Annotated in this window: 8 protein-coding genes and 1 pseudogene; 5 read left to right on the forward strand and 4 right to left on the reverse strand. The window is 66.8% G+C overall.

The features are described 5' to 3' along the window. Positions 1 to 438 precede the first annotated feature (438 nt). Both ACWDTI_RS08615 and ACWDTI_RS08620 read right to left on the reverse strand, forming a co-directional pair. On the reverse strand, positions 439 to 1,422 hold the full coding sequence (locus ACWDTI_RS08615; RefSeq protein ID WP_449737647.1) for a TauD/TfdA dioxygenase family protein: 984 nt from the start codon (positions 1,420 to 1,422) through the stop codon (positions 439 to 441). 106 nt (positions 1,423 to 1,528) lie between these two features. After that, positions 1,529 to 3,883, reverse strand: a complete 2,355-nt coding sequence (locus ACWDTI_RS08620) for an arylsulfatase (protein ID WP_449737648.1) — start codon at positions 3,881 to 3,883, stop codon at positions 1,529 to 1,531. Between the two features lie 233 nt (positions 3,884 to 4,116). Here ACWDTI_RS08620 and ACWDTI_RS08625 point away from each other — a divergent pair, with 233 nt between their 5' ends. Genes ACWDTI_RS08625 through ACWDTI_RS08640 form a run of 4 tightly spaced genes read left to right on the forward strand, consistent with a single transcriptional unit; the run spans position 4,117 to position 9,285 of the window. Then, entirely contained in the window at positions 4,117 to 5,712 is a 1,596-nt protein-coding gene (locus ACWDTI_RS08625) for an ABC transporter substrate-binding protein (protein WP_449737649.1), read from the forward strand. Between the two features lie 4 nt (positions 5,713 to 5,716). After that, on the forward strand, positions 5,717 to 6,676 hold the full coding sequence (locus ACWDTI_RS08630; protein ID WP_449737650.1) for an ABC transporter permease: 960 nt from the start codon (positions 5,717 to 5,719) through the stop codon (positions 6,674 to 6,676). Further along, positions 6,673 to 7,608 carry an ABC transporter permease gene (locus tag ACWDTI_RS08635; protein ID WP_449737651.1) on the forward strand — a complete coding sequence of 312 codons (936 nt, stop codon included), beginning with the start codon at positions 6,673 to 6,675 and terminating at the stop codon, positions 7,606 to 7,608. Before ACWDTI_RS08630 ends, ACWDTI_RS08635 begins: the two co-directional genes overlap by 4 nt. Positions 7,609 to 7,614: 6 nt before the next feature. After that, complete coding sequence (locus ACWDTI_RS08640) at positions 7,615 to 9,285, forward strand: dipeptide ABC transporter ATP-binding protein (RefSeq protein WP_449737652.1); 1,671 nt, start codon at positions 7,615 to 7,617, stop codon at positions 9,283 to 9,285. Between the two features lie 18 nt (positions 9,286 to 9,303). On the opposite strand, the gene ACWDTI_RS08645 is transcribed toward ACWDTI_RS08640, so the two are convergent. After that, complete coding sequence (locus ACWDTI_RS08645) at positions 9,304 to 9,972, reverse strand: TetR/AcrR family transcriptional regulator (protein ID WP_449737653.1); 669 nt, start codon at positions 9,970 to 9,972, stop codon at positions 9,304 to 9,306. A gap of 196 nt (positions 9,973 to 10,168) precedes the next feature. Here ACWDTI_RS08645 and ACWDTI_RS08650 point away from each other — a divergent pair, with 196 nt between their 5' ends. Beyond that, on the forward strand, positions 10,169 to 11,590 hold the full coding sequence (locus tag ACWDTI_RS08650) for a DHA2 family efflux MFS transporter permease subunit (RefSeq protein ID WP_449737654.1): 1,422 nt from the start codon (positions 10,169 to 10,171) through the stop codon (positions 11,588 to 11,590). A 155-nt stretch (positions 11,591 to 11,745) separates the two neighbouring features. Here ACWDTI_RS08650 and ACWDTI_RS08655 read toward each other — a convergent pair. Then, positions 11,746 to 12,801: pseudogene (locus ACWDTI_RS08655) on the reverse strand (DUF4032 domain-containing protein); the annotation flags it as partial. Positions 12,802 to 12,827: the final 26 nt, after the last annotated feature.

Here is a 12,827-nt window from a genome sequence, read left to right on the forward strand (position 1 = left end):
AGCGAGGCCACTCTCGCTGGTCGAGTAAGCAACCGAGCGAAGCGAGGCCACTCTCGCTGGTCGAGTAAGCGACCGAGCGAAGCGAGGCCGCGCATCGAGGCCACTTCCTTTTGACAGCAAGTGATCTCGATGCGGCGCCTCGCTTCGCTCGGAGCCTTACTCGATCAACGGGAGGACACGCCCCAGCGCAACAACACTCGGAGCCTTACTCGATCAACGGGAGGACACGCCCCAGCGCAACAACACTCGGAGCCTTACTCGATCAACGGGAGGACAAGACCGAGCGCAGCAGCACTCGGAGCCTTACTCGATCAGCGGGAGGACAAGGCCCCAGCGCAGCGGGGCTCGGAGCCTTACTACTCGATCAGCGGAGCACGCACCCCTTCCGCTGATCGAGTAAGCGAGGAGCTTGCGACGAGCGCATCGAGATCGACTTACTCAGGCCGCGTACACCGAGAGTCGCCGGGAGTCGTCGATACCCGAGTAGTGCGACGCGTCGCCCAACAGCACCTGGCTCGACGATCCGTTCACATCCACCGGGACGTCCCCGGCGAGCGTGATGCGGTGGAGTTCACGTTTCTGGTTGCCGTAGTCGGCGATGCCGTAGTGCTGGGTGGCCCGGTTGTCCCAGATGACGACGTCACCCAGGCTCCAGTTCCACCGGAACGTGTTCTCCAGCTTGGTGATCCGTGCCTGCAACAGCTGGTAGAGCGGCTCGAACTCGGAGGACTTGAGACCGCGGAACTCCTTGGTGAAGTGGCCCAGCAGCAGGCTGCGCTCCCCCGTCTCCGGATGTACCCGGACGACGGGATGCAGGGTCTGGTACTCGGTGCTGGTGAACTCCTTGTAATGCTCGGTCTTGGTCGCCACGTCGACCCCGCCCGACGGTTCCTTCTGCGACACATAGTCATAGAGGTTGGTGTGCGTGGCCCAGAGTTCCTCGGCCAACGCGCGCAACGGCTTCGGGAGTTGCTCGTAGGCGGCGACGGTCGATGCGAAGGTGGTCGCGCCACCGTAGGCGGGCAGCGTGACGGCACGCAGGATCGACGCCTTCGGGATGCGGTCGACGAAGGTGACGTCACTGTGCCAACTGTTGGCCGCCCCCTCGATGGTCAACAGCTGCGACCCTCGGGAGGTGACGGTCGGGTGTGGCGCGGTCGGATCGCCGAGCAGCTCGGCGAAGGCGTACTGCGTGCCGTCGTCGAGGTGTTGCTGGCCGCTGAACGCGATCGCCTTGTTGACGGCGAGCGCGGTGCGGATGGCCTCGACCTGCTCCGGAGCCAGGTCACCGGACAGCGTGACACCCGAGAGCCGTGCACCGATGTGCTCGCCGAGCTTCTCGACGGTGATGCCGGCGTCGGCATAGACGCGCTGCGCGGCCTGCTCCCGGTCCGTCCGGTTGTCGATCTGCGCCAATGTCATGTGATTCTCTTTCTGTCGTTCGGCGGTGTCGTCTCGATACCCCGAGGATTTCAACACTCCCGCGAGTGCGGGACGAGGCTAATATTCAGAGCGATTTGAACCGCGGTCAGTCGGCGGCGGCCTCGGCCGCTTCCGCGATCTCGCGACGCACGGGCGCCGGGACACGGACGGTACCGGGTCGGTAGGTCACCGACCGAAGGCTCGGCCCGAATCGGAAAATGCCACGCCTGTGCCGCAATTCGGTATCGACCGGTCCGCGGGCGTCCACTCCGACCGAGATGCCGGTCCACGGCGCCATGCCGACGAGCTGGAACTGGTCGGCGAGTTCGGCGACCACGGTGGTCGTCGCACCATCGCCTGCCTCGACGACGAAGTTCCACCGCACATCGGGGGTTGCGTTGGCATGCAATGTCACCCGGCTCGTCCCCACCGGAATCCCACCGGCCACGCGCGCGATCCGTCCATAGCAGTTGTACACGAAATGCACACTGCCGCTTTCGATGCAGAGCAGGTAGCCACCCTGCGGGTCACCGTGCGCGACCAGGACGCCCTCGTCGCGGGACCCCCATCCGGACAACTCGATCTCGATGTCGAAGTCGCGGTAGGCGATCAGCCGACTCGATCGGTACCGTTCGAGTGTCGGCGTGCCGGGCAGTATCCGCACCGGCGTGCCGTAGCGATCTTCCGCCGGTCGTCGTCGGGCGAGCGCCGCCGGGTCGTCGATGAGCGGAAACACCGTGTTGCGCCAGGCCGCGTTCTCCCACGCGGCGGCCAGCTCGGCTACCTTCTCCGGGTAGGCCCCGGCCAGGTCGTTGGTTTCGGCGGGATCGAGCGTCACGTCGAAGAGTTGCCACCGCGGGTCGTCGACGGAGCGTGGATCGGTGTGCAGCGACAGGAGTTTCCACCCGTCGCGGTAGAACCCGCGATGGCCACCGAATTCGGCGTACTGCTCGGTGTGTGGTGACTCGGACTTCGGGTTGCGCAGCACGTCGGCGATGCTCACGCCGTCGCGCGTCTGCGCGGGTCGGCCGTTGCGTTCACCGGGCGTGCCGACCCCCGCGAGGTCGAGGAGTGTCGGCGTCAGGTCGGTCACGTAGGAGAACTGACGCCGCACACCGTTGTCGTCGGCGTCGCGGTGTAGTCCGGCGGGCCAGGAGATGAGGAACGGCACGCGGACACCGCCGGCGAAGGTCTGGCCCTTGTAGAACCGGAACGGCGTGTTGGACGCCTGCCCCCATCCGCGGGGATAGTGCACGCCCAACGCCGCGGATCCGATCAGTGCCTCGTCGTGTGGCACGTCGCGCTCCCAGTCCGGCGGCACCGGGCTGTGGACGAATTGGCTGAAGTACGAGCGTGTTCCGACCGGGCCGCCCTCGGCGGTGGCGCCGTTGTCCGAGGTGAACACGATGACGGTGTTGTCCAGCTCCCCCAATTCCTCCAGGGTGTCGACGATTCGTCCGACGCTCTGGTCGACGCTGTCGACCATGGCCGCATACACCTCCTGGTACCTCTGGAACCGCGACTGCTCATCCGCGGTGAGCTCTGCCCACGGCGGTGCCTCGTAGCCGGGCTCGGTGTTGCGCGGCGCGATCGGCGTGTTCTCGTCGAACAGTCCGTCCGCGATCTGTCGTTCGAACCGACTCTCCCGCACGTCATCCCAGCCCTGCGCGTATCGGCCACGGTACTTCTGCAGATCGGTTTCCTTGACCTGGTGCGGACCGTGCATGGCGATGTGGGCGAAGTACAGGAAGAAGGGTTTGTCGGTGTCCTGCGCACGCAGCGCCTTGATCTGGCCGATCGCGCGGTCCGTCAGATCGTCGGTGACGTAGTAGTCGTCGGGATACTCCTCGACGTCGACCACCGAATTGTCGGCGATGAGCTGATTCGGATAGAAGAACGAGTTGAGTCCTTCGAGCGAGCCGTAGTAGCTGTCGAAACCCCGTTGCAACGGCCACGAATCACGCGGCCGGCCGGGCCCCATGTTGGCGTCACGCACCAGATGCCACTTGCCGACGGCGTAGGTCGCGTAGCCACCGGCACGCAGGATCTCGGGCAGGGTGAGCACGTCGTCGGCGAGTTCGAGCCGCAGCCCGGGAAACCCGGGGTCGGAGTTGGCGACGCTGCCATAGCCGGCCCGGTGTGGGTTGAGTCCGGTGAGCAGCGCCGCGCGCGCCGGCGAACACACCGGTGTCGTGTGGTAGTTGCTCAGTCGGAACCCGCTCCGCGCCAACCTGTCCAGGTTGGGCGTGTCGATCTCGGCACCGAACGGCGCGATGTCGGAATAGCCCATGTCGTCGACCAGGATGACGACGATGTTGGGCGCGCCTGCATCCGCCGTCGATTCGGTCGGCCACCACGGCGTCGACTGTGACGACGTACGGCCGATCCGACCGCCGAACCCGTCGTAGCCGCGGGCGTGGGGCGGAATGGATGATCCTGTGCCGTTAGGCTTTTCGGTCATTCGGGATTGTCTCCTTTGTGGTGCGGGGACCCCCTTCGACACGCTCGGCGACGTCGTCGCCGGACTGCTCGGGGAGCGGGGGCAGGCGGCACGCTGCCGGATGAATACCGCCTGTGTCAAGGCTTCTGGGACAGGAAAACCAAACAGTTGGAACTTGGCGTCTGCGTGCCCGACGATGTTCCTCGATTCCCGGCGCATTCCGCCGTCTCACCGAGGAAAGGTCGATTCAACTCATGTCCCGACGACGCGTGCTCACCGCGTGCCGTGCAGTTGCTGTGGCCCTCGCATTCACCCTGCTCACCGCGGGATGCGAGTCCGCGGTTTCCCAGCAAGACAATTCGGCCACCTCGGAACTGGCCCCCGGGCAACCGATCCCACAGGGCGGCAACCTGCGGGTCGGCGTACTCGGCGACCTGTCGCCCAAGGCGTTCCTGCAGATCGGCACGGGGTCGCTCAACGGGCAGGTCGTGGCGAACGTCTTCGACACCCTGATCCGGTACTCCCGCGACGACCTGACCGTTCGGCCGGCACTCGCCACGACATGGCAGCTCGCCCCCGACGGCCGGTCGCTCGCCCTGGGTCTGCGCTCCGACGTGACCTTCCACGACGGCCGACCATTCGTCTCCACCGATGTGGAGAACTCGATCAAGGCCTACCTCGGCGGACCGTGGACTCCCCAGTTCAAGCGGACCGCGGCCGCCATCACCGGATTCGACACCCGCGACCCGCATCGCATCGTGCTGACCTTCGCGCATCCACTCAGCAACATCTTCGATCTTCTCGACTCCGCGCCGATCATCGATCAGGCGACGTTGCCGCAACTCAAGGCGGGCACCGAGTTCAACGGCACCGGACCGTTCAAGTTCGCGTCGTGGCAGCCGAGTTCGTCGGTGAAGCTGGTCCGCAATGACAAGTACTGGGGCGGCGCCCCACCCTTGTCGTCGGTCACCTTCGCGGTCGCCTCCGACCAGCAGTCGCTCTACACCCGGCTGCGCACCGGGCAGCTCGACGTGGCCACCGGACTCAACTATCACGACCAGCAGCTGGTCACCGGTCGCTACGGTTTCACCGAGATCACCTGCACCGGAGCCGAACAACAAGAGTACGTCGGCATCAACGTGACCAATCCGGCGCTCTCCGACGTCCGGATCCGCAAGGCCATCGCCTATGCCCTCGACCGTCCCCGCATCATCAACGACGTGTTCCGCAAGAGCGGCTACGTGGTGAATCTGCCGTGGCCGAAGTGGTCGCCGGCCTATGCGCCGGAGGCCAACACCACCTACACCCGGGACATCGACAAGGCGCGCCAACTGGTGGCCGAGCACGGGCCGGTGCCGCCGCTGACGCTGGACTACTCCACCCAGGGCGTCGACCGCGTGGTCGGCGAGATCGTGCAGTCGAATCTGGCCGACATCGGGATCACCGTCAATCTGGTGCCCAACGATCAGACCCAGCAGGCGTCCAAGCTGATCGGCGGCAAGTTCGAATCACTGTGGCTGCTGCAGCACGCGTTCGCACAGTTCACGCCGTCGACGCTGGCCGTCTCGGCCTATCCGTTCAACGGCGCCAAGAACTCCTCGAACTACCTGAACCCGACGTATGCGCAAGCCGCGAACACCGCTTGGCAGACCCCGGATCCGACCTCACCGACCGCCCTGGCCGCCTACCGCCAACTCGACCGCTCGATGCTCGACGACCTGTTCCTCGTGGAGATCGGCGTGGTGTTCCAGAAGTACGCCGCGGCCCCGTCAGTCGGCGGCATCGACTGGGACCGGCGGGCCCAGATGCATCTGGCCGGAACATATCTGACCTCACACGGAAAGCAATAGACCAATGACCGGTTATCTCCTCCGGCGTGTGCCCACCGCCCTGATCGTGCTGGTGATCGCCTCGCTGTTGATCTTCTCGATCCTCCGGCTGATCCCGGGTGGCCCGGAATCGGCATTGGCCGGCCCGGATGCGACACCCGCGGATCTGGCCGCGATCCGCCACGATCTCGGTCTCGACCGAAGCTTTGTCGCCCAGTACTTTTCGTGGATCGGGGGTGTGATCACCCTGGATTTCGGTACCAGCTACCAGGTCGGCGGCAGCATCGGCAGCCTGATCGCCTATGGTCTCGGCAACACCGTGATCCTGACGCTGTCGGCTCTCGTGGTGGCGATCGTGCTGGCGCTGACCCTGAGCCTGGCGTCGACCATCGTCGACAACCGCTACCTCAATGCCGTTGTCACCGGGGTGAATGCGCTCGCGATCGCCCTGCCCACATTCGTGGTCGGCACCTTGCTCATCCTGGCGTTCGGGGTTCGGCTGCATTGGCTTCCCGCCGGCGGCACCCCGCCGCACGGGTTCACCGACAACCTGCAGATCAGCGCGCAATACACTCTGCTACCCGCCATCACCCTGGGACTGCCGGCCGGCGCGTTGCTGGCGCGGTTTCTCACCGAGGCGCTGCGCACCGAACTGCGGCAGCCGTACGCGACGACCGCGCGATCGCTGGGAGTCCCGCACCGCACGATCGTGCTGCGCTATGCGCTGCGCAATGCACTTCCGTCCACGCTGACCGCGCTGGGCATCACCGTCGGCTCGCTGTTGGGCGGTGCGGTGCTGGTGGAGGCCATCTTCGGGTGGCCCGGCCTCGGGTTGCTCACCGAGGAAGGCATTTTCACCCGCGACTATCCGCTCGTCCAGGTTCTCGTGCTGCTGTCGGTCACCGTGTTCATCGTGATCCAGCTCGGCGCCGACGTCCTGCACGCATGGCTCGATCCTCGAATCCGATTGGGAGCAACCCGATGACACAGAGCACGTCGTCCTCCTCGACACGTACCAGCGCAGAGTCCGCCGATCCGGCCATCGCCGAGATCGAACCCGGCCTGCTGCCAGAGAGTCCCGACGACCGCGAACGGCAGACCAATCGGGTCCCGCTGTGGCGCAGCCTCATCCACGGACCCGGACTGGTGGGCACGATCCTGGTGCTGACCGTGATCGCGCTGGGAATTGCCGCACCGGTATTGGCGCCGTTTGGGCCACAACAGCAGATCGACGGCGCATACCTGTTGCCGCCGAGCGGAACTCACTGGTTCGGTACCGATGATGTCAGCCGCGACGTCTGGTCGCGCGTTCTCTACGGCATCCGCATCGATCTGCTCATCATCTTCATCGCCGTTCCGCTGGGTGCGCTCGCCGGCACCCTGGCCGGGTTGCTGACGGTGTCCCATCCGGTGTCCGACGTGGTGGCACAACGGATCTTCGACGTCATCCTGGCGTTCCCCGCGCTGATTCTCGGCATCACCCTGACGGCCATCCTCGGTCCGGGCGCACTGACCGTCGGCATCGTCATCGGCCTGGCGGAGATCCCGATCTTCGGCCGCCTGACACGGACCGCCGTGCTCCGGATCCGCGAGATGCCCTATGTGGAGGCGGCCCGGGTCAGCGGTGCGACCGACTCCCGCATCCTCTTGCGCCACGTGCTGCCGAATTCGGTCGAGGCTCTGGGTGTCCAGTTCGCGCTGTCGCTGTCCCTGGCGGTGTTCATCGAAGGTGCCCTGGGCTACCTCGGCGTCGGCGTCAGCGCCCCGACCCCATCGCTGGGTTCGGTGCTGGCGGCCGGCAACGGCTACCTCGAGACCAACCCGTGGTTCTCGCTCGCACCGCTGATCGTGATCTCGGCACTGGTGCTGGGGTTCTATCTGATTGCCCAATCCATCTCCAGCGACCGGAGGATCTGACATCCCATGAGCGCGAACGACGCTACCATCTCTCCTGCGCTCGAGGTCACCGACCTCCGGGTGACCTTCGACTTTCCACGCCCGGCCGTGTCCGGCATCAGTCTGCGCGTCGACCGCGGCCAGATCGTCGCGCTGGTCGGCGAATCCGGCTCCGGCAAGACCATGACCGCGCGCGCCGCCATCGGACTGCTGCCGGACACCGCCCGGGCCACCGGGTCCGTCCGGGTCGGCGGCGTGGAGGTACTGAATCGTCCTGAGCGAGAATTGAATACGATCCGCGGCTCCCAGGTGGCGATGGTGTTCCAGGAGCCGCAGACCGCCCTCAATCCGGTCCGGACCGTGGGATGGCAACTGCACCAGGCGATCCGCACGCATCAGCGGATCACTCGCGCCGAGGCTCGGCGCCGGGCCGTCGAATTGCTGACGCTGGTGGAGATCCCCGATCCCGACGTCCGGGTGGACTATTACCCCCACCAGCTCTCCGGCGGTCAGAAGCAGCGTGTCGTCATCGCGCTCGCCCTCGCCAACGACCCGCTGCTCCTGCTCGCCGACGAACCGACCACGGCGCTCGATGTGTCGGTGCAACGCGACATCCTCGATCTCCTGGTGCGGCTGCGGGATCGCACCAACGCCGGAATCCTGCTGATCACGCACAATCTCGGTGTGGTCGCCGACATCGCCGACCACGTGGTGGTCGTCCAACTCGGGGAGGTCGTCGACGAGTCGGAGGTTCACGAGCTCTTCGCGAACCCGAGCGCACCGTACACCCGGCAGCTGCTCGCGGCCGTGCCCCGGCTCCCGGAGGCCACCGACGGGGCATCGTCGGAGAGCGTGTCGCAGGAGTCCGCACCGCCGATCCTGGAGGTCGATTCGGTCACGGTCAGCCACCCGGGACGGCTCGGGAACAAGCCGCTCGTCGCGCTGTCGGACGTGTCGTTGTCGGTCGCGCCCGGCGAGGTCGTCGGTGTGGTCGGCGAATCCGGTTCCGGCAAAACCACGTTGGGGCGCGCCATCGGAGGACTGTTGCCCTTGTCGGCCGGCCGCATCCGCATCGACGGGCAGGACATCTCGACGATCCCGCGCTCGCAGTTGCGCGCCGTCCGCCGCACGGTGGCCTTCGTGCCACAAGATCCGACGGCATCGCTGGATCCCCGGTTCACCGTCGGTGAGTCCATCCGGGAACCGTTGGAGGTTCAGCGCATCGGCGATCGCGGTTCACAAGACCGACGGGTCGCCGAACTGCTCACCGCCGTGCACCTGCCGCAGTCGTTCGCTTCCCGACTCCCCCATGAACTGTCGGGCGGCCAACGCCAGCGGGTCGCGCTGGCCCGCGCGCTCTCCGCAGAGCCCAGCCTGCTGATCGCCGACGAACCGACCAGTGCGCTCGACGTGTCGGTGCAGGCCCGCGTGCTCGACCTGTTCAAGGAACTACAGCACGAGTTCGGGTTCGCCGCCGTGTTCATCAGCCACGACCTCGCCGTCGTCGAGCAGGTCTCCGACCGTGTCACGGTGTTGCGTGGTGGCCGAGTGGTGGAGAGTGGCGATGCCCGCACCGTCCTGACGACTCCGACCGACCCGTACACGGTGGCGCTCATCGACGCGGTGCCGTACCCGGATCCGGTGATCCAGCGGGGTCGTCGCTCGCGGGAGGCGGTCGATCATTCGGCCGCGTCGTAGTCGGCGGCCGAGTCCGCCTCAGCGCTCAACTCCCTTGTGGCGCTGGATCTCCTGAATCTGTTCGTCACTCAGCGCCGGCACGGTGAGATCGTCCCGGCCGTCCGCGCGGATGCCGTCGAGGATCAATTGCAGGAATCGCTGCCACGCTCCCGGCACCACGGGCTCGGTCTTCTGTCCGATCGCCGACAGCATGATCAGCACCCCGAAGAAATCGGTGGGTTCCAGATCCGGCCGCAACACTCCGGCGTCCTTTGCCCGGTCGAAGACCTGCTGCACCTGTGCCGTCAGATCCGTTTTGGTCGCCTCGATGTCGGTGTGCGAGTGGTCGATCTGCACGATGATCGCGGCCAGTCCCCGATCCGTGGCCATCGTCGAGGCCACCAGGGTGAGGAGATCGACGACCGCCTCCCACGGGTCCGGATTGTCCAGCGCGCCCCGTGCGGCGTCGGTGAGCTGTGCGAGATGTTCGGTGAGGACGCCGACGATCAGCTCGTCGCGGTTGGCGAATCGGCGATACACGGTGCCCACACCCACGCCGGCATGGGCGGCCACGTCGTCGAGGGTCACGTCGAGCCCGCGCTCGGCGAACAACTCACGGGCCGCCTCGATGATGCGCAGACGGTTGCGCTCGGCATCGGCGCGCAGCTTGCGGTGCCCGGCGTCGGTCGCAGGCGAGCGGGTAATCACGATCACAGCATATCAAGTGGAGGAACAAACTCCGGTTAGAGTACGTTGGCTCGGGTAACCGGAGGACGTACCTCCGTCTAACTCGCTCTGATCGGAGGCTCGTACGAGCACTGTCTACTCCGAACTCGACAGCGGTCCTGTCGAGAAGGAATCGGACGCCGCGCGGCATCACCGCCTGCGCTGGGTTGTGCTGGGTGTGCTCGCCCTCGCACAGCTGATGGTCGTGCTCGACGCGACCATCGTGAACATCTCGCTCCCGCACGCGCAGGCCGCGCTCGGGTTCGACAATGCCGACCGCCAGTGGATCGTCACCGCTTATGCGCTGGCCTTCGGCAGTCTGCTGCTGCTCGGCGGCCGGCTCTCGGATCTGTGGGGCCGACGCACCACCTTCATCATCGGCCTCATCGGCTTCGCGACGATGTCGGCGATCGGTGGCGCCGCGGTCAACTTCGAGATGCTGGTGGCCGCACGCGCCGGCCAGGGCGTGTTCGGTGCACTGCTCGCGCCGGCCGCACTGTCCCTGTTGACGACGACGTTCACCGATCCCGCCGAACGCGGCCGTGCCTTCGGCATCTTCGGTGCCATCGCCGGCGGCGGCGGCGCGTTGGGACTGCTGCTCGGCGGCATGCTCACCGAGTGGGCGAGCTGGCGGTGGTGCCTGTATGTGAACGTGCCGATCGCCATCATCGCTTTGGTCGGCGCCGTCCTGTTCGTCGGTGCCCACCGCTCCGAGCACCGCCCGAAGCTGGATCTGCCGGGCGTGGTGACCGTGTCGGCCGCGCTGTTCTCGATCGTCTTCGGCTTCTCCAACGCCGAGACCAACGGTTGGGCCGACTGGGCCACCGTCACCTGGCTGGTCGCCGGCGTGGTGCTGCTGGCCGGCTTCGTCTGGTGGCAGTCGCGGGCAGAGCATCCGCTGCTCCCGTTGCGGGTGATCGCCGACCGCACGCGCGCCGGCTCGTATCTCGTCGTGTTCATCGCCGGTATCGGAATGTTCGGCATCTTCCTGTTCCTCACCTACTACCTGCAGCAGAACCTCGGGTTCAGCCCGATCCGCACCGGTCTGGCGTTCCTGCCGATGATCGGCATGCTGGTGGTCACCGCGACCACCGCGACGGGTGTGCTGCTGCCCCGCTTCGGACCGCGTTGGCTGATGGCGTCGGGCATGATGATCGCCGCCGGCGGCATGGTACTGCTGACGCAGATCAGCGAAACCAGTTCGTACGCAACGCATGTGCTGCCCGCACTGCTCGTGCTGGGCGTGGGCATCGGCGCCTCGATGGCGCCGGCCATGCAGGGCGCGATCTCCGGGGTGTCCTCCGACGACGCCGGTGTCGCGTCGGCCACGGTCAACACCATGCAGCAGGTCGGCGGTTCGGTGGGCACGGCGTTGCTGAGCACCATCGCGGCGAGTGCGGCGGCGTCGTACGCCACGACCAACGCCGCGCACGTGCTGAATCCGGCCGAACTCGCCCAGCTGGCGGCGGTGCACTCCTACACCACGACGTTCTGGGTTGCGGCGGCGGTGTTCGCCGTCGGCAGTGTGATCGCGGCGGCCGTCGTCCGCGGCGGCAAGCTCCCGGCCGCTGCGCCCGAAGCGCTCGCCATGGCGCACTGAGCCGTCCCGCCGCTGCGCCGCCCCGCCGCTCCCTGCGCGGTCCCGCCGCTCCCTGAGCTTGTCGAAGGGAAACGCCCGGGTCCCTACCTCCATCCCAGTGTGCAACCTGGGAGGCTGGTGGGAACCCGGGCGTTTGCGTGTTGACGCGCGCGGTCTCAGCCCTCGGCGATCTCTCGCATCAACGCGCGCATGTCGATCTCGGCGGTGGGGGTCTCCGCGACTCCCAATCGTGCGGCGGAGTCCACCGGAGTCCGCCCGGTCGCCAGCGCGTCGAGCGCGACCTCGATCCCGACATCGCGAGCCGCCCGCTCGCTCAGCAGGTACCGCACCTCCAAGAGGTCGCAGTATGCCTGGACGGCTGTGCCATGACCACCGACGGCCTGATGCGCTCGGTGCATCGTCGGCATCAGTACCTCACGGATCCACAGCTGGCCGGCCGTGGTCTGGTCGACATCCTCGCCGGTCTCGGAGGCCAACTACACCCGGTATGCATCGACATCGCCGAGCAGGATGGACGCCTGCCCGTCCCCCACTTCCAGCCCGGTCAGCCGTCGCAGGCGGTCGGCGTGAAACCGGCGGTCCCCGACGCCGACGTGCAGTTGCAGCCGGTCGGACACACCCGCCCGCTGCGGACTCATCGCGACCTCGTCGACGACGAATCCCATCCCGTTGAGTCGGCGGACCACCGACTCCACCCGATACCGGTCGCCGAAGCTGAAGACGGGTTCGGCATGGAGGACCACCCACAACTCGTTGTAGCGGTCACGGATACCCAAGGCCTCGTCGACCAATGTCGGATACAACCCGGGTGGCCTACCCAATCGTGCCGCACCGTCGATCAGGCCGGCGGCGGCATTCTCGACGAGGATCGTCATGTCGTGTTCGCGCTGCCCGTCGGAGAGTGCGTCGTGGGTTTCCGCGGTCTCGGCGTCGACGAGCCAGGCCTGCAGTTGCTGTCCGTCGCGCGAGAACAACGTGTTGGCCAGTGAGCAGTCACCCCAGAACACGCCGTTCCGGTGCAGATCGACCAGCAGGGAGGCCATGGCGTCGTACAGGCGACCCCGTTGCCGGGGTTGATCGGGTGGCAGCCGCGCGAACAAACGGCGGCACTGCCACGACCCCGACAGGTAGCGGGTGACGAGGATCGAGGTCCCCAGGTCCGGCCGGGTCACCCGCCCGGCCGCCCGAACTGCATGCAGCCCATGGTCTTCCCCGTGGCCGAGCGTGACCGCGCACG

The sequence above is a fragment of the Gordonia sp. NPDC003424 genome (assembly GCF_053588655.1).

Bases quoted from the DNA above. Each gene is read 5' to 3' on its own strand.
- ACWDTI_RS08615 (WP_449737647.1), bottom strand. From the start codon at position 1,422: ATGACATTGGCGCAGATCGACAACCGGACGGACCGGGAGCAGGCCGCG.
- ACWDTI_RS08620 (WP_449737648.1), bottom strand. From the start codon at position 3,883: ATGACCGAAAAGCCTAACGGCACAGGATCATCCATTCCGCCCCACGCC.
- ACWDTI_RS08625 (WP_449737649.1), top strand. From the start codon at position 4,117: ATGTCCCGACGACGCGTGCTCACCGCGTGCCGTGCAGTTGCTGTGGCC.
- ACWDTI_RS08630 (WP_449737650.1), top strand. From the start codon at position 5,717: ATGACCGGTTATCTCCTCCGGCGTGTGCCCACCGCCCTGATCGTGCTG.
- ACWDTI_RS08635 (WP_449737651.1), top strand. From the start codon at position 6,673: ATGACACAGAGCACGTCGTCCTCCTCGACACGTACCAGCGCAGAGTCC.
- ACWDTI_RS08640 (WP_449737652.1), top strand. From the start codon at position 7,615: ATGAGCGCGAACGACGCTACCATCTCTCCTGCGCTCGAGGTCACCGAC.